Annotated in this window: 22 protein-coding genes; 12 read left to right on the top strand and 10 right to left on the bottom strand. The window is 55.8% G+C overall.

The window, feature by feature from the left end:
• The first annotated feature begins 23 nt into the window (after positions 1-23).
• The gene (locus tag QZ197_RS00180; protein WP_296429188.1) at positions 24-593 is read left to right on the top strand and encodes a YqgE/AlgH family protein; all 570 of its coding nucleotides are present in this window, start codon (positions 24-26) and stop codon (positions 591-593) included.
• Here the strand turns inward: QZ197_RS00180 and QZ197_RS00175 are convergent.
• Positions 590-1,150: a TlpA disulfide reductase family protein gene (locus QZ197_RS00175; RefSeq protein ID WP_296429187.1), complete on the bottom strand. Its 561-nt coding sequence runs from the start codon at positions 1,148-1,150 to the stop codon at positions 590-592. The two genes, QZ197_RS00180 and QZ197_RS00175, sit on opposite strands and share 4 nt — an antisense overlap.
• 14 nt (positions 1,151-1,164) lie before the next feature.
• Between QZ197_RS00175 and argH the strand changes: the two genes are divergently transcribed.
• The 5 genes from argH to QZ197_RS00150 all read left to right on the top strand — a co-directional run bounded on the left by argH (position 1,165) and on the right by QZ197_RS00150 (position 7,086).
• Entirely contained in the window at positions 1,165-2,553 is a 1,389-nt protein-coding gene (argH, locus tag QZ197_RS00170; protein WP_296429186.1) for an argininosuccinate lyase, read from the top strand.
• Complete coding sequence (locus tag QZ197_RS00165) at positions 2,550-2,723, top strand: hypothetical protein (protein WP_296429185.1); 174 nt, start codon at positions 2,550-2,552, stop codon at positions 2,721-2,723. Before argH ends, QZ197_RS00165 begins: the two co-directional genes overlap by 4 nt.
• The gene (locus QZ197_RS00160) at positions 2,723-3,061 is read left to right on the top strand and encodes a DUF2834 domain-containing protein (protein WP_296429184.1); all 339 of its coding nucleotides are present in this window, start codon (positions 2,723-2,725) and stop codon (positions 3,059-3,061) included. Before QZ197_RS00165 ends, QZ197_RS00160 begins: the two co-directional genes overlap by 1 nt.
• A gap of 76 nt (positions 3,062-3,137) precedes the next feature.
• Positions 3,138-4,406 (top strand): diaminopimelate decarboxylase, encoded by a 1,269-nt coding sequence (gene lysA, locus QZ197_RS00155; protein ID WP_296429183.1) that lies wholly within the window; start codon positions 3,138-3,140, stop codon positions 4,404-4,406.
• Positions 4,407-4,467: 61 nt separating this feature from the next.
• Positions 4,468-7,086 (top strand): TIGR02302 family protein, encoded by a 2,619-nt coding sequence (locus QZ197_RS00150; protein ID WP_296429182.1) that lies wholly within the window; start codon positions 4,468-4,470, stop codon positions 7,084-7,086.
• A gap of 15 nt (positions 7,087-7,101) precedes the next feature.
• Here the strand turns inward: QZ197_RS00150 and QZ197_RS00145 are convergent, their stop codons facing one another.
• Positions 7,102-7,908, bottom strand: a complete 807-nt coding sequence (locus QZ197_RS00145) for a zinc-ribbon domain-containing protein (RefSeq protein WP_296429181.1) — start codon at positions 7,906-7,908, stop codon at positions 7,102-7,104.
• Positions 7,909-8,070: 162 nt separating this feature from the next.
• Between QZ197_RS00145 and QZ197_RS00140 the strand changes: the two genes are divergently transcribed.
• Genes QZ197_RS00140 through QZ197_RS00125 form a run of 4 tightly spaced genes read left to right on the top strand, consistent with a single transcriptional unit; the run spans position 8,071 to position 10,961 of the window.
• Positions 8,071-8,745: an ATP-binding cassette domain-containing protein gene (locus QZ197_RS00140; RefSeq protein ID WP_296429180.1), complete on the top strand. Its 675-nt coding sequence runs from the start codon at positions 8,071-8,073 to the stop codon at positions 8,743-8,745.
• The gene (locus QZ197_RS00135; protein WP_296429179.1) at positions 8,742-9,635 is read left to right on the top strand and encodes an FtsX-like permease family protein; all 894 of its coding nucleotides are present in this window, start codon (positions 8,742-8,744) and stop codon (positions 9,633-9,635) included. The genes QZ197_RS00140 and QZ197_RS00135 overlap by 4 nt, the downstream gene beginning before the upstream one ends.
• Positions 9,632-10,360 carry a lysophospholipid acyltransferase family protein gene (locus QZ197_RS00130; RefSeq protein ID WP_296429178.1) on the top strand — a complete coding sequence of 243 codons (729 nt, stop codon included), beginning with the start codon at positions 9,632-9,634 and terminating at the stop codon, positions 10,358-10,360. The genes QZ197_RS00135 and QZ197_RS00130 overlap by 4 nt, the downstream gene beginning before the upstream one ends.
• Entirely contained in the window at positions 10,353-10,961 is a 609-nt protein-coding gene (locus QZ197_RS00125; protein ID WP_296429177.1) for a pyridoxamine 5'-phosphate oxidase family protein, read from the top strand. Before QZ197_RS00130 ends, QZ197_RS00125 begins: the two co-directional genes overlap by 8 nt.
• Here the strand turns inward: QZ197_RS00125 and QZ197_RS00120 are convergent, their stop codons facing one another.
• The 7 genes from QZ197_RS00120 to smpB all read right to left on the bottom strand — a co-directional run bounded on the left by QZ197_RS00120 (position 10,962) and on the right by smpB (position 16,878).
• Positions 10,962-11,633: a M50 family metallopeptidase gene (locus QZ197_RS00120; protein ID WP_296429176.1), complete on the bottom strand. Its 672-nt coding sequence runs from the start codon at positions 11,631-11,633 to the stop codon at positions 10,962-10,964.
• Between the two features lie 2 nt (positions 11,634-11,635).
• Complete coding sequence (locus QZ197_RS00115) at positions 11,636-12,598, bottom strand: acetyl-CoA carboxylase carboxyltransferase subunit alpha (RefSeq protein WP_296429175.1); 963 nt, start codon at positions 12,596-12,598, stop codon at positions 11,636-11,638.
• A gap of 80 nt (positions 12,599-12,678) precedes the next feature.
• Entirely contained in the window at positions 12,679-13,635 is a 957-nt protein-coding gene (locus tag QZ197_RS00110; RefSeq protein WP_296429174.1) for an L-malyl-CoA/beta-methylmalyl-CoA lyase, read from the bottom strand.
• Between the two features lie 137 nt (positions 13,636-13,772).
• Complete coding sequence (locus QZ197_RS00105) at positions 13,773-14,957, bottom strand: amino acid aminotransferase (RefSeq protein WP_296429173.1); 1,185 nt, start codon at positions 14,955-14,957, stop codon at positions 13,773-13,775.
• Positions 14,958-14,960: 3 nt separating this feature from the next.
• Entirely contained in the window at positions 14,961-15,824 is an 864-nt protein-coding gene (gene sseA, locus QZ197_RS00100; protein ID WP_296429172.1) for a 3-mercaptopyruvate sulfurtransferase, read from the bottom strand.
• A gap of 143 nt (positions 15,825-15,967) precedes the next feature.
• Positions 15,968-16,246 (bottom strand): hypothetical protein, encoded by a 279-nt coding sequence (locus QZ197_RS00095; protein ID WP_296429171.1) that lies wholly within the window; start codon positions 16,244-16,246, stop codon positions 15,968-15,970.
• Between the two features lie 158 nt (positions 16,247-16,404).
• Positions 16,405-16,878 (bottom strand): SsrA-binding protein SmpB, encoded by a 474-nt coding sequence (smpB, locus tag QZ197_RS00090; RefSeq protein WP_296429170.1) that lies wholly within the window; start codon positions 16,876-16,878, stop codon positions 16,405-16,407.
• 72 nt (positions 16,879-16,950) lie between these two features.
• On the opposite strand from smpB, the gene QZ197_RS00085 reads away from it, so the two are divergent.
• Both QZ197_RS00085 and QZ197_RS00080 read left to right on the top strand, forming a co-directional pair.
• Positions 16,951-17,394: an ion channel gene (locus QZ197_RS00085; RefSeq protein WP_296429169.1), complete on the top strand. Its 444-nt coding sequence runs from the start codon at positions 16,951-16,953 to the stop codon at positions 17,392-17,394.
• The gene (locus QZ197_RS00080; RefSeq protein ID WP_296429168.1) at positions 17,391-18,578 is read left to right on the top strand and encodes a crosslink repair DNA glycosylase YcaQ family protein; all 1,188 of its coding nucleotides are present in this window, start codon (positions 17,391-17,393) and stop codon (positions 18,576-18,578) included. The genes QZ197_RS00085 and QZ197_RS00080 overlap by 4 nt, the downstream gene beginning before the upstream one ends.
• Positions 18,579-18,601: 23 nt before the next feature.
• Here the strand turns inward: QZ197_RS00080 and dapA are convergent, their stop codons facing one another.
• Complete coding sequence (dapA, locus tag QZ197_RS00075; protein WP_296429167.1) at positions 18,602-19,474, bottom strand: 4-hydroxy-tetrahydrodipicolinate synthase; 873 nt, start codon at positions 19,472-19,474, stop codon at positions 18,602-18,604.
• Positions 19,475-19,605 lie beyond the last annotated feature (131 nt).

The raw sequence follows: 19,605 nt of genomic DNA, 5'->3' as shown, positions 1-19,605 counted from the left end.
GATAGGTTTTACATCTTAAGCCGATGAAAACTGCAGATTCAAACTTGGCCGGAAAACTTCTGATTGCGATGCCCGATATGTCGGACCCGCGGTTTGCAAACACTGTGATCTATATGTGCTCTCATTCAGACGAGGGCGGCATGGGTTTGATCATCAACAAACCACAGCCCAAGGTGTCTTTTGCGCAACTGCTTGAGCAGTTGGATATTCCCAAGGTGCAAGGCGCGCGCGATGCGCAGGTGCATTTCGGCGGTCCGGTTGAACGGCAGCGCGGCTTTGTCCTGCACGGCAATGATTATAAGGCCGCGACTGGAACGCTAGAGGTCGATGATACCTTTCGAATGACCGCGACGCTTGAGGTACTCGAGGATATCGCCAAGGGCGAAGGTCCGTCGGTTTCAATGTTAGCGTTGGGCTATTCGGGGTGGGGTCCGGGGCAGCTGGAATACGAGATTGGCCAGAATGGCTGGTTGACCTGTCAGCCCTCAGAAAAGGTCGTCTTTGGCACGGATAACAATGATAAATGGACTGCAGCGCTTGGATTGATGGGGATTGATCCGTTGCTGCTGTCGGCAACCGCAGGGCACGCCTAGCTTTCGGGTGCCATCAGGGTCCGTAGGATCGCGATTGCGTTTTCGCTAGACCAATCGGCCTCGCCTTGCATGCGGCCAATCTCTTGGCCTTCCGGGTTGATGACAAGCGTCGCAGGTAGGCCCAAGACGCCCAGATTGCGTGCCAAAGCCTGACGCGGATCAGTGTGCAGCGGCAGGTTATCGACTTCGATCTCTGCCAAGAAACGCTGCATTGCAGGCAAAGGGTTACGGCCGGTGGCAATCGTCACGACCTCAAAATCATCGCCGCCCATCAAGTCTTGTAGCGCCGACAAATGCGGCATTTCCTTGCGGCACGGGGCACACCACGTGGCCCAGAAATTCAGCACGATGTATTTGCCTTCGAAATCGGCAAGGGTCATTTCTTGCCCGTCTTCGCTGGTAAACGCCACATCGGTGGTCGTCAGCGGGGTGCCATGAAAGTTCAATTTGCGCATATCACCTTCGCGCATCGCATTTGCTGCGGCCACATCAGCGTGACTGATATTTGCAAGACCAAGAAGGGCCGTATAAAGCAGTGCTGACATTAACTTGCGCATAGGCGATTTCCTTCATGACTAAATCTGCAAACACCATGTGGGGCGGGCGTTTTGCCGCCGGACCAGACGCGATCATGCAGGCGATTAACGCCTCGATCGGGTATGACCGACGCCTTGCACCTCAAGACATCGCAGGTTCACGCGCACACGCTGCCATGTTGGCCGCCTGTGGCATCATCACAGATAGCGATGCGGCCGCCATTCGGGAAGGCCTGCTCACTGTATTGTCAGAGATTGAAACGGGCGATTTCCCGTTCTCGACTGCGTTGGAAGATATCCACATGAACGTCGAGGCACGCTTGCGTGACCTAATTGGCGAACCTGCGGGCCGTTTGCACACTGCGCGGTCGCGCAATGATCAGGTTGCCGTCGATTTCCGCCTTTGGGTGCGTGATCAATGCGATCAAGCGGATGCTGCTTTGGCTGCATTGCAGTCTGCCTTGTTGGGACAGGCAGAGGCTGGTGCTGATTGGGTTATGCCCGGCTTTACCCATTTGCAGACAGCGCAACCTGTGACGTGGGGCCATCATATGTTGGCATATGTAGAAATGATTGCCCGCGACCGTTCGCGCTTTGCGGATGCACGCAAGCGCATGAATACATCACCTTTGGGTGCTGCGGCGCTGGCTGGCACTTCGTTCCCGATTGATCGGCAGATGACTGCGGATGCGTTAGGCTTTGATCGCCCGATGTCCAATTCACTGGATGCGGTCGCAGATCGTGACTTTGCTTTGGATTATCTGGCGTCTGCCAGCATTTGCGCCATGCATCTTAGCCGTTTGGCCGAAGAATTGGTGATCTGGTCCTCTGCCCAGTTCCGCTTTGTGAAGATGTCGGACAAATGGTCTACCGGATCGTCGATCATGCCGCAAAAGCGTAATCCAGATGCCGCAGAGCTGATCCGCGCCAAGATTGGTCGGATTTTCGGGGCCAATGTCGCCTTGATGACGGTGATGAAAGGGTTGCCGCTGACCTATTCCAAAGACATGCAAGAAGACAAAGAGCAAACCTTTGATGCCGCCGATAACCTGATGCTGGCCTTGGCCGCAATGACGGGCATGGTCACGGATATGACAGCCCAGCGTGACAACCTCAAAGCTGCGGCGGCAGGCGGATTTTCGACAGCGACCGATCTGGCCGATTGGCTGGTGCGCGAACTTGGGCTACCTTTCCGCGAAGCACATCACGTGACGGGATCGTTGGTCGCCATGGCAGAGGGCAAGGGTTGCGACCTGCCTGACTTGACATTGGACGACATGCGCAGCGTACACGACGGCATCCGCACGGATGTATTTGATGTGCTTGGCGTAGAAAATTCGGTGGCGTCGCGGACCAGTTTTGGCGGGACAGCGCCATCGGGCGTGCGCGCCCAAGTGGCGCATTGGAAAGAGGTTTTGAAATGAAGCGAATTGCATTGATCTTGTCTGTTGTCGCTTTGGCGGCGTGTGGTGCTGACGGCGCGCCCTTTACGCCGAGCGCCAGTGTCGGTGTGGGTGTAGGCACGAACGGCGTGACTACAGGCGCTAGCGTCGGCGCGTCTAACGGCACAGTTTCGGTCGGGGTCGGTTTTTAATGGGCCGCGTCTTTCTGGCGCTGGCGATCTGGGGCGCCATCCATCCGATGTATTACTTCGTCAGCTGGTTCCAATCCGAGGGTTGGGACATCATGGCAATGGTCGATGCTTGGCATGTGAATGCCGCCACAAGCGGGCTGGTTTGGGATTTGACGATTGCAGCGATCACGTTGACCTTGTGGGTCATTGTTGAAGCATTCCGGAACAAGAACTGGTTAAGCCTGATTGCGATTCCGGCAACGTTTTGTATCGGTGTCAGCTGTGGGTTGCCGCTGTATCTGTATCTGCGCGGACGCATAAGTTATGCCCGCGATCCCCATACGGTGCGCGCACTTTAGGGCCTGCAAATCAGGGTTGGTCTTTGCCTGTGATCTGATATGTCCCAAAGCTGGCTTTGGACAAGGATCACCCCGCTTGGATCATTTTCTTTATCGTGACGGCGCACTTTTCGCCGAGGACGTTCCTGTTGCTGAAATCGCAGCTGCAGTTGGCACGCCGTTTTATGTCTATTCTACTGCGACGCTGAAACGTCACTTTGCCTTGTTTGACGATGCATTGGCGTGGGGCGACCATTTGGTGTGCTTTGCGATGAAATCGCTGTCGAACCAAGCGGTCATCAAGGTTTTGGGTGATGCGGGCGCTGGCATGGATGTTGTGTCTGCGGGTGAATACTTGCGCGCAAAGGCCGCAGGTATTCCCGGTGAAAAGATTGTCTTTTCCGGTGTCGGTAAAACCGCCGAGGAAATGCGCCTTGCGATCACGGGCGGGATTCGCCAGTTCAATATCGAAAGCGAACCTGAAATGATCGTGCTGGATCAAGTTGCCCAGTCATTGGGTGCTGTGGTGCCAGTCACGATCCGCGTGAACCCTGATGTTGATGCGAAGACCCATGCTAAGATCGCGACAGGCAAATCCGAAAACAAATTCGGCATCCCGATCAGCCGTGCCCGCGAAGTTTACGCAATGGCCGGTAAAATGGCTGGCCTTAAGGTTGTGGGTGTTGACGTACATATCGGATCGCAACTGACCGATCTTGCCCCGTTTGAGGCAGCTTATAACAAAGTAGCCGAACTGACTGAACAACTACGTGCGGATGGCCATGAGATCACACGCCTTGATCTGGGCGGTGGCTTGGGTATTCCATATGCGCGGTCAAACGAGGCTCCGCCATTGCCGTCAGATTATGGCGCGCTGATCCAGCGCACGGTTGGTCATTTAGGCTGCGAGATCGAGATTGAACCGGGGCGTTTGATCTCTGGCAACGCGGGTTTGATGGTCTCAAAGGTCATCTACGTCAAATCCGGCGAGGACCGCGAGTTCTTGATCCTTGATGGCGCGATGAACGATCTGATTCGTCCGGCGATGTACGAGGCGTGGCACGATATCGTGCCGGTGATCGAACCCGCACCGGGTGTCGAGCCTGCAAAATACGATATTGTTGGCCCGATCTGCGAAAGTGGCGACACTTTTGCCAAAGCGCGCGAAATGCCGCCTGTGGGCGTGGATGATCTGGTCGCGTTCCGCTCTGCTGGGGCTTACGGTGCGGTAATGTCGTCGGAATATAACTCGCGCCCGCTGATCCCAGAGGTTTTGGTTGATGGTGATCAATTTGCAGTTATCCGCGCACGCCCTACCTATGAAGAGATGATCGCACGCGATACAATGCCAGAGTGGTTAAGCTAACCTGACCGGCCCCGCGTCGCACAACCAAGGGAGAGGCCCGCTGAACGCACCGCACGACCAAATGCGCCATTTGCGTCTGCCCGTTGCTGCAACCCGCTTGGGTATGGTGGCCGAACAAGTTGTGCGCGCATTCTGGCCGTTCTGGACCGCGATTTTCCTTGTCCTTGCTCCGTTGATGATGGGCTGGCAGGACCTTGCCCCGCTTGAGGTGTTTTGGGGCGGCGCAGTCATTAGTGTGGTTGCTCTTGTCGCTACACTGATCTGGGGTATCCGCCAGTTCCGCCTTCCGACAACGGACCAAGCCGTCGACCGCGTTGATGCTGCCCTTCCGGGCCGTCCGATTGCGGCGGTGGCAGACACCCAAGCGATTGGTAGTGGTGACGCTGCATCCGAAGCAGTCTGGCAGGCCCACATGGCGCGCATGGCTGATCGCACCAAACTGGCGCGCGCCGTTGAGCCTGATCTGCGTATTTCCAACCGCGATCCCTACGGCTTGCGGTTCATTGCGTTGCTGTTCTTTGTTGCAGCGCTGTTGTTTGGGTCCTTGTTCCGCATCAGCTCTGTTGGGGGAATTGTTGCGGGGTCTGATCCATCGCTTGTGACCGGTCCGGTTTGGGAAGCATGGGTAGAACCGCCCGCCTATACGGGCAAGCCATCAATCTACCTCAATGATATTCCTGCGGGGCCATTGCGTGTCCCAACTGGCAGTGAGGTCACTCTGCGTCTTTACGGTGAAGTGGGCGCACTGACCGTTGCCGAAACCGTTTCGGGTAGGGTTGATGACGTGGGTGCAGCCTCTGATGCGCAGCAACAGTTTGTCATTACCCAATCGGGCACACTAACAATTGCAGGCCCCACTCCGACAACTTGGGAAGTCACAGCAATCGCGGATGAACCACCGATTGTTGATTTGACCGGCCCGATCGAGTCCGACGCGATGGGCGAATTGTCACAACCTTTCGCGGCATTTGATGACTATGGCGTCACTTTTGGCGCAGCGACAATCACCTTGGATTTGGCGGCGGTTGACCGGCGGCACGGCTTGACGATTGACCCTGATCCGATTGCATCGCTTGTCTTGGATTTGCCGATGCCTTTTCGGGGCAACCGCGCGGATTTTGACGACTTTTTGATCGATAACTTAAGCGAACATCCCCTCGCCAATTTGCCCGTGACACTGCAACTGAGCGTGACTGATGACGCTGAACAAACGGGTGTTTCGCAGGCCGAACCGATGATTTTACCTGGCCGCCGCTTTTTCCAGCCGTTTGCGCGCGCTGTGATTGAACAACGCCGTGATCTGATGTGGTCCAAGGCCAATGTTGTCCGGGTGAACCAGATATTGCGTGCAGTTTCTAACCGCCCCGAGGGTCTTTTTTCAAACGAAACGACCTATTTGCGCCTGCGCACTATCATTCGCCGGCTCGATAATATGGCTGAATTCGGTATGACGGACGACGGACAGGCCGAGATCGTTAAGGCACTTTGGGATCTGGCTATTCAACTTGAAGACGGCCGTTTGGCAGATGCCCGCGAGCGTCTGCGCCGTGCACAAGAACGTTTGTCAGAAGCGATGCGCAATGGCGCATCAGACGAGGAAATCGCAGAGCTGATGCAAGAATTGCGTGAAGCGACCGATGACTACCTGCGGATGCTGGCGCAAGAGGCTGAACCGAACGACGGCACCGACCAAGCAGACAACGGTCAAGATGGTGAGCCGATGTCGATGGACGAACTGCAGGCTTTGATGGACCGCATCGAAGAGTTGATGCAAGAAGGTCGGATGGCCGAAGCGCAAGAGCTGATGGAACAGCTAAACCAGATGATGGAAAACATGCGCGTTACCCAAGGCGAAGGCGGCGATGGCCCGCCATCCCCGGGCGAGCAGTCGATGCAAGACCTGTCTGATACGCTGCGCGAGCAAGAAGAACTTTCGGATGATTCCTTCAGTGAATTGCAGGAGCAGTTCAACCCTGGTGAGCCCGGGCAACAGCCGCAACCGGGGCAGCAGGGCCAAGAAGGTGACCAAGGTCAAAGCCCCGATGGGTCAGAAGGCCAGCAGGGTCAAAACGGTAGTCAGCAAGGCCAAGAGGGCCAGCAAGGGCAAGGCCAAGGTGTCGGAGAAGATGCGCAAAGCGGCCAGCAACGTGGAGACGGGGCAGGCGGTGAGGCAGACGAACGCAGCCTTGCACAGCGCCAAGAGGCTTTGCGTGAAGAACTGCGACGCCAACGCGACGGCCTCCCCGGTTTGCCCGGCGAATCGGGCGATATTGCACGTCGGTCGCTCGAGCGGGCAGAGGGAGCCATGGAAGGTGCCGAAGACGCATTGCGCGACGGTGATCTTGCCGAAGCGATAGATCAGCAGGCCGAAGCGTTGGATGCATTGCGCAACGGGATGCGCGAATTAGGTCAAGCTTTGGCCGAAAACCAGAATTCCGAACCAGGGCAAGGTACAGAGCAAGGCGAGGCATCCGGCAGGCCGGAGCAGGGCCAGCGTGATCCGCTGGGCCGTGAAATGGGCAACACCGGACAATTGGGTACAGATCAGGAACTGCTGGGTGGCGTCGATATTAACCGCCGCGCCGAAGAGCTGCTTGACGAAATCCGCAGACGTTCCGCAGAGCAAAACCGCCCCGAGATCGAACGCGATTACCTGCGTCGATTGCTCGATCAGTTCTAGAGAACCGGTTTCGGCTTAGCCAGTCAGGTTTGCAATGCCCGCAGATACCGACTGAAAAATTGCATCAAGTGACAAGCGAAGCTGGTCAATGATTGCGACATAAGTCGCCATGTAACCGCGCAGTTCTGGCACGTTTTGCGTGATGTCATCAGCAAATACATACGGCAACAAAATAAGCGCAATCAAAATTAAGACGATAAAGAAACCGCGCCGGAAGCCGCGCCTGCGTATAGCCTCGTGTTTTTCAAGTTCAGTTAAACCCGACCCATCCTTGGCCTCGGATCGGGTGCGCAAAGCGGCGTTGATTTCATTGATGTCAGGCACTGCACGCGGGTTTGGTGCACCTGCTGTGCCACTATTTCCGGCAGACAAATCATCCGCAGTGGCGGTCAATTGCGCAATGCGTTTGCGGGTTTCTGCCACATCTGCAAGGCTACTTTCACGCTTCGCAGCTGGAGCGCCCGCAGAATAGTCGCTGACACCCTGTGTGCGCTTGGCTTCTTCGCGCAGAATATTTGCAACACCGGGGTCGACTGGGCGGTGCCGTGGGCCGTCACCAACAGGTTCATGCTTTGGGCCCTGAGATTGACCTCTGCCGCTTTGGGGCATGTCGTAGCCGGATACATCGCGTGATTTTGTCTTTACGACGGACGGCAATGGGGTCGACAGAATGCGCGAAACTTCGCGGCTCAGCTCTTTGGGCTTTTCGGTCTGGAACCATGTGTTCCCACAGCTTGAGCACTGCACATCACGTCCGCCTTGCGGAATCGCATTGTCGGCCACGTTGTACTGCGCGTTACACTTTGGACAAATAAGCCGCATCATTATTCCTTCTGTCCCGTCTCGGGTCAGTTGTTAGTCTTGCCGGATTCAATTTAGCGATGCCAGCGCTAAACGCAAAGGATTTGCGTTGCCTTGCCTCTCAAGAGATTGAAACCTGTTGCAGATTTGGGCAGAAGTGCAGCATGTCGCAAAGGAAATGCCGTGATTGAACTCGACAAAGTGTCCTATGGATTTGGCGGTACGGCGTTGTTTTCGCAGTTATCTTTGAACCTGACGGCTGGATCGTTCCATTTTCTGACGGGACCTTCGGGGGCCGGTAAGACGACGCTTTTGCGTCTTTGCTACGCAGATTTGCGCGCACGGAGCGGCAAAGTCCGGTTGTTTGGGCAAGATGCTGCTACGCTTGATCGCGATGCAGTCGCACTAGCGCGCCGGCGCATTGGCGTTGTTCACCAGAATTGTGAATTTCTTGATCACCTGACGATTGCGGAAAACATTGCTTTGCCATTGACGGTCTCTGATCGTGGCGGCGAAGCGGCGCAGAATTTGCAGGAACTGCTAAATTGGGTTGGGCTTGGCGCACAGGCAAATCAGCTCCCTCCGGAGTTGTCGGGCGGCGAAAGGCAACGCGCAGCCTTGGCGCGCGCAGTGATTATGTCGCCGGATGTCATTATCGCAGATGAACCAACCGGCAACGTCGATTGGGAAATGTCACAGCGGTTGATGCGGCTGTTGGCCGAGTTGAACAAGATGGGCAAAACAATTCTGATCGCGACGCATGATCTGCATATGATCCGCGCTATGAAAACCGACGTCAGTGCGCGGGTTTTGCGTTTGCGCGATGGGCAGTTATTGCAAGCGGGGGCCGACCTATGAAGGCGCTGCTTGAACTGATTTTGGGCGATCCGCAGGCTGACCGCGCTGTGCCGCCTACTGGTATGACAGCACGCTTGACTGTCTTCGTGGCTGCCGTGATGGCATTTCTTGCGGTGATTACGTTAGCTATTTCGTTAACGACAGGTCGCGTTGCCGAAGCTTGGGCGCAAGAGCTTGCCCAATCCGCAACCTTGCGGTTGCCGGTTGACCCGCAGACGTCGGATGCTTTGCTTCTTTCCGCACTCGACGTGCTTGAGACAACGCCTGGTGTGACCTCGGTTCGCGCTTTGTCGGAAACAGAGCAACAAGCATTGCTTGAACCGTGGTTCGGCCCTGATTTACCGCTCGAGAGCTTACCAATCCCGCAATTGATTGAGATTATAACAGGCGGTGACGACTATGACGCTGACGGCCTGCGCGCGCGATTGTCTGCGCAAGTACCGGGGGCCGTCCTTGATGATCACACAAGTTGGCGCGCGCCGCTTTTGGAGGCCGCAAGCCGTGTGCGTCTTATCAGTTGGTCAGTGATTATCTTGATCGGAGCTACAATCGCCGCGATGATTACTTTGGCGGCGCAAGCGTCTTTGTCCGCCAATGCACAAGTGATCCGTGTTCTGCGCCTTGTGGGCGCGCGCGACACGTATATAGCTCGCGCATTCGTGCGGCGCTATACATCGCGCGCCGGTCTAGGGGCTTTGGTTGGTGTGGTCGTCGGTATAGGCGCGACGGTATTGATGCCACAAGGCGGCAGCGGTGACAGTATTCTAATTGGTGTCGGGTTTGTGGGGGCAGAGTGGCTATTGTTGGTGATGATCCCCATACTGTCGGCTGTGACAGCCTTTTTCGCCACACGCGCCGCCGCATTTCGTAGGCTAAGGGAACAAACATGAGCTATGCAATTCAATGGGTTCGCTCGCTGATATTTAACGCGCAGATGTATGTGGCCTTATTGGTCGTTGGCATCCTTTATACGCCGGCTGCGATTATTTCGGCCAATGGGGCACTGGCAGGATGCCACGCATATTGCCGCTATATTAAGTGGTCCGCGTCTTGGATGATCGGGCTGAAAACAGAAGTTCGCGGCACTCCGCCCACGGACGAAGTCATGGTCGCCCCAAAGCATCAATCATTCTTGGATGTTCTGATCATCTTTGGTTCGATCCCGCGTGGTAAGTTCATTTTCAAGTCGATCTTGAAATACGCGCCTGTTGTTGGGCAGTTTGGTTTGCGGATCGGTTGCATTCCGGTTGATCGCGGTAAGCGTGGGCAAGCGATTAAAAAGATGTTGGCTGATGTGCAGGCCGGCCGTGCAACGCCCGGTCAGCTTATCATTTATCCGCAGGGCACGCGTATCGCACCGGGGGTCAAGGCACCCTACAAAGTTGGAACGGGCGCGCTTTACCGTGAACTGGGTCAGCCTGTTGTGCCAGTCGCCACCAATGTCGGAGTATTTTGGCCCAAACGCGGCATTTACCGCAAGCAAGGCACGGCAGTGTTTGAATTTCTACCACGGATTGAACCCGGGCTTGCGGTCGCTGATTTCATGGCCCGCATCGAAAATGACATTGAGACGGCCTCTGACCGCTTGAACAAAGAGGCGGGTTTTGATGGCTGACCACCAAATCACTGATGTGGGGCAGCTAGAGGCGATTTACGGCAAACCTGGCAAGGCCTCGATGATTAAGGTGGCAACGCAACTGACGCCGCTTTGCCGCAAATGGATTATGGCATCGCGTCTTTGCGTTGTGTCAACGGTTGGGCCAGATGGCACCGACGGCAGTCCGCGCGGGGATGACGGCACTGTTGTGCAAGACCTTGACGCCAAGACGTTGCTTTTGCCTGATTGGCGCGGGAACAACCGGATGGACACGCTGCGCAATATCGTGGCGGACGGGCGGATCAGCCTGATGTTTTTTGTTCCCGGCTCAAACAATGTTGTGCGCGTGAACGGGCAAGCAGTTGTATCACTCGCGCCCGATTTACTTGCCCGTTTCGATCAAAATGACCGACAGCCGCGCAGCGTCGTTGTTATTAAAATCGCCGAGGTTTACAGCCAATGCGCGCGCGCTTTGATGCGTGCAGGAATTTGGGACGCCTCTGACATAAGCGTCGATCTGCCAAGCGTTGGCGATATGCTGGCTGAGCAGGAAGCAGGCTTTGATGCGGAAAAATATGACGCCGATTGGGGCGCGCGTGCTGCCAAAACGATGTGGTAGCTAGCGCAGTTTCAGGTTGCTGCTGCGGCCAAGGACTGACCGCATGCAAAAGCCGATCACAATCAGGCTGATTGCGATCCAAAGAACGCCCCAGACTTGTGGCGTGCCGCCAAATTCTTGCGCCAGCATCCGTGCATCAGAAGGCAGATGTGAGCGCGCAATTGTATCGCTGAAAATATCGTAGGGCACGTATATCATGCTCGTCAGGCCGATCACGCGCAGCATCAGATCATTGACGTTATGTCCCAAGAAACGCGCGCTTAGTAGCATTGCGATGCCGGTGCCGATTACAAATACCAACGCAAAAATTTCACGTACATATAGCCCTGCAATCACCAACATCATCACGCCACAAACGGCCATGATTTTTCGATCTGCCCTACTGCGCGTCGCCCCGATCAAAAGGCTGACCCCGATTAATAACGACCCAAGATAGCCTGCGGTCAATGTCCAGAAACGGCTGCCGCCGCGGCTGACGACCAGCCCGCCTTGGTTAGGGGAAACAGACAGGCTGACGACTTCGCCGCCAGTTACAAAGGTGGCGATGGCATGGGACGCCTCGTGGAAGAACACGATCAGAATTTTGAGCGGGACGACCGCAGGTGTCTGCCACAGAGCAAACACAAACGTTGTCAGCAGAAACAGCTGCCAATGCCCTTGCAGAACTCGCAAGTTTAGGCCGCGAGTCCTTTTGAGCCGAGAGCAAGATACTTGCTCCGACGGTCCTGGCGTAGTTTGTCTCCGGACAGATCACGCAATTCACTGAGCATGCTCACCAAAGCTTCGCCGACCGATTTGATTGCAGCGTCGCGGTTGCGGTGCGCACCGCCGCGCGGTTCTGGAATGATCTTGTCGCAGACGCCCAGCTCTAGCAGGTCCTTAGAAGTCAGACGCAGAGCTTCGGCAGATTCGCGCATCTTTTCTGCGTCTTTCCAAAGGATTGAGGCGCAACCCTCGGGGCTGATGACGGAATAGACAGAATGCTGCAACATCGCCACGCGGTTGGCCGAAGCGAATGCAACAGCACCACCTGATCCACCTTCGCCGATCACAACGCTGATCAGCGGCACTTTCAATTCGAGGCACTTTTCTGTCGAACGGGCGATTGCTTCAGATTGGCCGCGCTCTTCGGCGCCCTTGCCGGGGTAGGCACCGGGGGTGTCGACAAGCGTGATGACAGGTAGGCCAAAGCGGTTAGCAAGCTCCATCAGGCGGATCGCCTTGCGGTATCCTTCGGGGCGGGCCATGCCAAAATTACGTTCAATCCGGGATTTCGTATCGTCGCCTTTTTCGTGGCCGATCACCATAACGGGGGTGCCTTCAAGTCGGGCAATGCCGCCCATGACTGCATGGTCATCGGCAAAGTTCCGGTCGCCGGCCAGCGGGGTATATTCGGTAAACAAAGCCTCGATGTAGTCTTTGCAATGCGGCCGCTGCGGATGACGCGCTACTTGGCATTTACGCCAAGGGGTCAGTCCCGCATAAAGCGATGTCAGCAGGTCATTGGCTTTTTTATCCAGTGCTTTCGCTTCTTTGGACACATCCATTTCAGGATTTTCACGAGCCATCGCGCGCAGCTCTTCAGCTTTGCCTTCGATTTCAGCGAGCGGTTTTTCAAAGTCGAGGTATTGGGTCATGAACTGCGGCCTTTTGCGTCAACACGTCCCTATATGGCGTTGGGTTTCGTCAATAGCAACAGGCGGCAGGCGATGCGTCCTTAGCTTGCGATCATCTCTGACTGGCGCACGATGACCTCGGCTTGTTTGATTGAGGCGATATCGACCAATCGACCCTTGAAGACCGTTGCACCTTCGCCGCGTGCTTTAGCGGCTTCCATCGCGGCAAGGATTTCACGCGCCTCAGCGACAGCTTCTTCGGATGGTGTGAACACCTCGTTGGCGAGCGCGATTTGCTTGGGATGGATTGCCCACTTGCCGACCATGCCAAGCGCGGCAGAGCGTTTCGCCTGTGCGCGGTAGCCTTCGTCATCGCTGAAATCACCGAAAGGTCCATCAACAGGCAAAACACCATGCGTCCGGCAAGCAGCAACAATTGCGGTTTGTGCCCAATGCCAAGGATCGGAATAGTGCCGCGTGTCGCCGTGCAGCATGTAGTAGTTTTCTTGCGTACCGCCGATGCCAGTTGTCTGCATCCCCATAGAGGCTGCGAAATCAGCAGCACCAAGGCTCATCGCGGCCATGCGTGGCGAACTTGCTGCGATTTCTTCGACATGGGCGATGCCAGCTGCAGATTCGATGATAACTTCAAAACTGATGCGTTTTTTGCGGCCTTTGGCGGTTTCGATTGCAGTAACAAGCGCGTCGACGGCATAAACATCTGCTGCACAGCCGACCTTGGGGATCATGATCTGGTCAATACGGTCGCCTGCCTGTTCCATCAGGTCGACAACGTCTTTGTACCAGTAAGGCGTGTCCAATCCGTTAATGCGCACGGAAAGGTATTTGGTGTTCCAATCAACCTCGTTGATTGCTTTTATCACGTTGGCGCGCGCGCTGTCTTTGTCAGAGGGTGATACGCTGTCTTCGAGGTCAAGGTTGATGACGTCTGCCGCACTTGCTGCCATCTTCGCGAACAGCTTGGTGTTCGAGCCCGGACCGAAAAGCTGGCAGCGGTTTGGGCGGGCAGGTGGCGTGGGTTGCAAACGGAATGACATCAGCGGATCCTTGGCGAAGTAAAATTGCGTCTTGATTGGTAAAACGGGTATATTATTGCGCGCCCTGTCACAAGGCAAAATTTGCAACCGCAGCATTTTACAATGCCGCGGCGCAACATCAACGTGACGCGGTGGGCCTAGATGCCTGCTTCGACAATCGCTTTGGCCAAGATGGGTACTGTTTGCGCGTTCAGGCCCGCAATGTTCATGCGGCTGTCACCGACCATGTAGATGCCGTTGTCTACCCGCAGCTTTTCGACCATTTCGGGTGTTGTACCAAGCAGGCTGAACATGCCGCGGTGATGGGCTAGAAAGCCGAAACGGTCACTATTGGTCAGCCGCTTCAACTCGTCTGCCAGTTGCTGTCGCAGGGCAAGCATGCCGTTGCGGGTTTCTTCGAGCTCGGCTTCCCAATCGGCGCGTAATGCTGGGTCTTGCAGGATTGTCGTAACAACGCGTGCACCGTGATCCGGCGGAAAGGAATAGTTCTGACGGTTCAGGAACGCGAGGTTTTGCTGCGCGAGCGCCTGTTGGTCGGTGTCCTTGGCCACGGCCATAAGAATGCCTGTCCGCTCGCGGTAAATTCCAAAGTTTTTGGAACAGCTTGCCGCAATCAGGCAGTTTTCAAAACTGCTGGCAATCTGTCGTGTGGTCTTGGCGTCATCGGCTAGACCGTCGCCAAAGCCTTGGTAGGCGATATCCACGAAAGGCACCGCGCGCTTTTGTTGCATCAGGCTGATGACCTGTTCCATCTGGCTATATGTCAGGTTTGCGCCGGTCGGGTTGTGGCAGCAGCCGTGCAAAAGAATGACATCGCCCTCAGCCACGTTTTCCAAGTCAGCCATCAGGCCAGCGAAATCCACACCACGTGTTTCATTGTCAAAATAGCGATATTCGGCCATTTTCATGCCAAGATACCGGATGATTGACGGGTGGTTCGGCCATGTGGGGTTGGATAGCCAAACGGTGGCTTTCGGGGTTGCCAGCTTGATCAATTCCAGCGCTTGGCGAATGGCACCGGTGCCGCCGGGGGTGGCAACCGCCGCGACGCGTTCATTTGGAACGCTGTCGCCTAGCACGAGATCCTTCATCACCGCGCTGAAGGCAGGATCACCCGCAAGGCCAGTGTAGGCTTTGGTGGACTGGTCGGCCAAAATCCGGCGCTCTGCTTCTTTGACGGCGCGCATGACGGGGGTGTTGCCTGTCGCGTCTTTGTAGACGCCGACGCCAAGATCAACCTTGTCCGTGCGCGGGTCCGCTTTGAACTTGGTAATGAGTGTGAGTATTTTGTCGGCGGGTTGGGCGGATAGATTCTCAAGCATGTCTTAGGCTCCGGTGGCAATTGGAAGGTCGGCGTACATGCCCCATTCGGACCATGAGCCATCATAAAGCGAGTGATCGGTTTTGCCGATCCGCTCAAGGGCAAGGGATAGGATCGCGGCAGTGACGCCTGATCCGCAGGTTGTAATGGCTGGCTTTTGCAGGTCGACGCCTGCTGTCTCGAATATGGTGCGCAGGGCAGCGGGTGACTTCATCGTACCGTTTGCAGCTAGCAGATCTTTATAAAACACGTTGACCGAGCCGGGGATGTGGCCGGAACGCATGCCTGGACGCGGTTCCGCCGCTTCGCCGCGAAAACGGGCGGGGGCGCGGGCGTCAATGACGTTGTGATCGCCCAGTTTGGCGGCACGTGCGACGTCGGTGACATCGCGCACCCGTTGGGCTTGGTATTTGACGGTCATGTGGCGGTCACGAATGACCGGAAGGCTGGCAGTGGTGGGACGCCCCTCGGCTAGCCATTTTGGCAAACCACCGTCGAGGACAGCGATATTCTTTTGACCCATCAACCGGAACAGCCACCAGACCCTTGCCGCCGAAAATAGGCCAGCGCCATCGTAGGCCACGACTTGATGCCCGTCGCCGACGCCCATCGCACGCATGCGGGACATGAATTTCTCAACAGGAGGGGCCATATGGGGCAGTTCAGAGCGCGCATCGCTGATGTCATCAATATCAAAATAGCGCGCACCCGGTATGTGAGCTGCCGCATATTCAGCTTTGGCGTCGCGCGCCATGTCGGGCAAAAACCACGTCGCATCAAAGATACGTAGATCGGGGTCTTTGAGGTTAGCCGCCAGCCAATCGGTGCTGACAAGCGTTTTTGGATCATCAGGTGTTGATGCGGACATTGCGCACTCCGGTTCCCAGTTATCGCGTCACGGGTAACTCGCGCGGCGTGCTATGACAAGGGAAACCGCTGCGCAAACGCTTTGATGGAAACGCCGACGTCCACGTTCTCGCACGGGCGTCGGCGTGGAACTCAATGGTTGGTTTACTTGGCCATCATGTTCTTGATCATGCCAACGATCGCCAATGCACCAGCGCCACCGATACCACCGCCTGCAACCTGCGTTATGATGCTTGCGATATCCAGACCGCCAGCAGCTGCGCCGCCACCCATGACTGCAGCTAGAATTTGGCCACCAACACCGCCACCAACGATACCAGCAATCGAGTTGCCCAATGTACCCAACGACAGGTTCTTCATCACGCCACCAGCGACATTGCCGCCAACCGCACCAGAGATCAGCTGAATAATCAGTTGTTCCATATTATTGTCCCTTCAATTCAGACCCATTATTAACAACTGCGTCAGCCGGGCCTATAGCTGCGCACCACCAGAGAAGCCGATGCAAGTGATCACTGCATCAATTCAACAAATCGAATGTCGTGGTTTAGAACTTTGTCGGAAAGGGGAAAAAGCGGGTGTTAATCCCCGTGGCGCAGCAAGCGCTGCTGCTGGCGACCCCAGTCGCGCTTGGCCTCGGTTGCGCGTTTGTCGTGGTTCTTTTTGCCTTTGGCCGTCGCGATCTTGAGTTTCACCAACCCGCGGTCGTTGAAATACATCACCAGCGGGACAAGGGTCATTCCGTCGCGTTTGGTCGCATTCCACAGCCGGGCAAGTTCACGGTTCTTGACCAAAAGCTTGCGCTTGCGGCGTTCTTCGTGGCCAAACATTGCGCGGTCATAGGGCGCAATGTAGGCGTTGGTCAGCCAAAGCTCACCGTCATCGACGCTGGCATAGCTGTCTGCAATATTGGATTGACCGACGCGCAAAGATTTCACTTCTGAACCAGTCAGGATGATCCCGACCTCAAGATCGTCCTCAATAGCGTAATCATACCGCGCGCGGCGGTTTTCAGAGACAACTTTGTAGTTTTTGTTTTCAGGGTTCTTGGCCATAGTCAGGTTGAGATATGCGAAGGGGCGCTGTGGTACAAGGTGCGCACAACGCAAGAAGCGAGGAGAAATGCAGTGCTTATTCAGATTATGTTGGGTTCCGCGCTTTTGGTGTTTTCGATTGTTGTCGCGGGCAGCGTTTTTTGGATCATGGAATATTGGCTTATGCGACTGCGACCTTGGCTGATTGTGCCGCCACATAGGCCCAAATTGATGCTGGTCATGTGTGTGTCGGCTGTGGGCATCCTGTTGCAGATGGCCATTGGCGTATGGGCATGGGCACTGACGATGATCGCCCTCGGGATTTTCCAGACGGTGGAAACGGCGGTCTATTTTGCGCTGGTGGCGTTCACCACGCTGGGGTTTGGCGACATCTTATTGCCAATCGAATGGCGCTTATTAGGCGGGATGGCGGCAATCAACGGCCTGCTGAATATCGGATTTGTAACGGCCATGTTGGTCGAGGGCCTCCGGCAGGTGCGATTGCAGCAGATTGCATTGATGGACGCCGATACATGAGTGTCCCTGTTCTGAGTAACGCCAAAGCACGGCATCTCTTTTTGGAAAAGCATCGCCTGTCTTGTCGCCCGTCAGGAACTGGTAAGGGTGCCGACCTGAAGGGCGTTTTGGACGAGCTTGGATTTGTCCAACTTGACAGTGTGAACACATTCGCCCGCGCACACGATTTGATTTTATGGTCACGCAAGCAACAATACCGCCCCGATGCTTTGCAGCACCTTTTGCACCGCGACAGGCAGGTTTTCGAACATTGGACCCACGATGCAGCGATCATCCCGATGAATAGTTTTGCCCATTGGCGTTTGCGGTTTGACCGCGACGCGACGCGGCTTGCATCGCATTGGAAAGACGCGCGGCGTGGTGATCTTCATGCCAAAATCGACGAGGTTCTGAAGCGAATTTCAGATCATGGGGCTTGCACTTCGGGGCAGGTTGGCGAGGGCGAAAGTCGCGGATCGAGTGGTTGGTGGGACTGGCATCCCTCAAAGACGGCATTGGAGTTCTTGTGGCGGTCCGGCCAACTGTCGGTCCTGCGCCGTGATGGGTTCACCAAGGTTTATGATCTGACAGAGCGGGTTATTCCGCCTGAACACCTTAACCGTCGGCATCACCCGCAAGAAACAATTGATTGGTGCTGCAACGGCGCAATGGACCGTCTCGGGTTTGCGACAAGCCGTGAACTGGCCGCGTTTTGGGACCATGTCACATCAGCCGAAGCAAAGGATTGGTGTGCGGCAGCCTTGTCCGACGGTCAAATCATTGAAGTTGATATCGAAGGTGTTGATGGAGCACTGCGCCGTTCGTTTGCACGACCTGATATCATGGACGTGAATGTGGCCGCTCCTGCGCCGCGTATCAGAGTGCTGTCGCCATTTGATCCGGCACTGCGCGACCGTAAAAGGGCAGAGCGACTGTTTGGTTTCAACTACCGAATAGAGATTTTCGTGCCCGAGCCAAAACGCAAGTACGGTTACTATGTTTTCCCCGTGATCGAGGGCGATCACATGATTGGCCGCATCGATATGCGGCGCACAGATGGGGCATTGGTCGTGCGTGCATTTTGGCCGGAAAGTGGGGTCAAAATGGGTGTAGGTCGGCTGAAAGCGCTACAGGCTGAATTGGAACGCGCCGCAGCCTTTGGGGGTTGCAGCGCGGTAAGTTACGATGACGGATGGGTCAGGTAAGGTGGATTGAAATCCACCATACGTCAGTTCAACAAACCGGCGTGTACCATAGCCGCACGGATTTTCTCTTTTGTGCCATCGGTCAAACCGACCAGTGGCAGACGCACGTCTTCGCGGCACATGCCCAGCAATGACATGCCGTATTTTGCGCCGACAAGACCCGGCTCGGTAAAGACCGCTTCGTGCAGCGGCATCAAACGATCAAGTAGCGTCAAAGCAGTGGCATAGTCACCTGCCAAGGTGGTCTCTTGGAATTGGGCAATCAGCTTTGGCGCGATATTCGCGGTGACCGAGATACAGCCTACCCCACCATGCGCGTTGAAACCCAACGCGGTCGCATCTTCGCCGGAAAGCTGGATGAAATCCGCACCACACCGCATGCGCGTTGCAGGCACCCGCGACAGATCAGCGGTGGCATCTTTGACACCCACGATCATGTCATGCTTGGCCAGTGTCGCCATCGTATCTGGGGACATATCAACAACCGAACGTGGTGGGATGTTGTAGATGATAATAGGCAGACCACAGTCAGCCGCAGCTGTGAAATGCGCGATCAGGCCTGCTTGCGTAGGCTTGTTATAATAAGGCGTGACGACCAGTGCCGCATCAGCGCCAGCCGCCTTGGCTGCTTGCACCAAACGCACCGTTTCAGCGGTGTTGTTTGATCCCGCACCAGCGATTACCGGAATACGGCCTGCGGCCTCGGTCACCACGATTTCAACAACCATGTCGTGTTCTGCATGGGTCAAAGTCGGGCTTTCGCCTGTAGTACCAACGGGAACAAGCCCATGACTGCCTTGATCAACATGCCAATTCACAAGTTTTTTCAGCGCGTCCACGTCAACTTGGCCGTTCGCAAACGGCGTGACGAGGGCGGGGAGTGATCCCTTAAACATGGCACGCTTCCTTCTTGTTGGTGGCTGATCAGCCGACGTCAAAATCGCGCGGACCCTAGGCGCAGAACGCAAATCCTACAAGCCCTTCGTTGCAGCTTGGGTGCACAAGTTTCCGCCGGTTCCCGCGTTTG

Origin of the sequence: Yoonia sp., assembly GCF_017854415.1 — a bacterium.
Taxonomy (GTDB): Bacteria; Pseudomonadota; Alphaproteobacteria; order Rhodobacterales; family Rhodobacteraceae; genus Yoonia.
The sequence above is the reverse complement of the archived record's forward strand: the minus strand, read 5'-3'. Positions and strand labels throughout refer to the sequence as shown.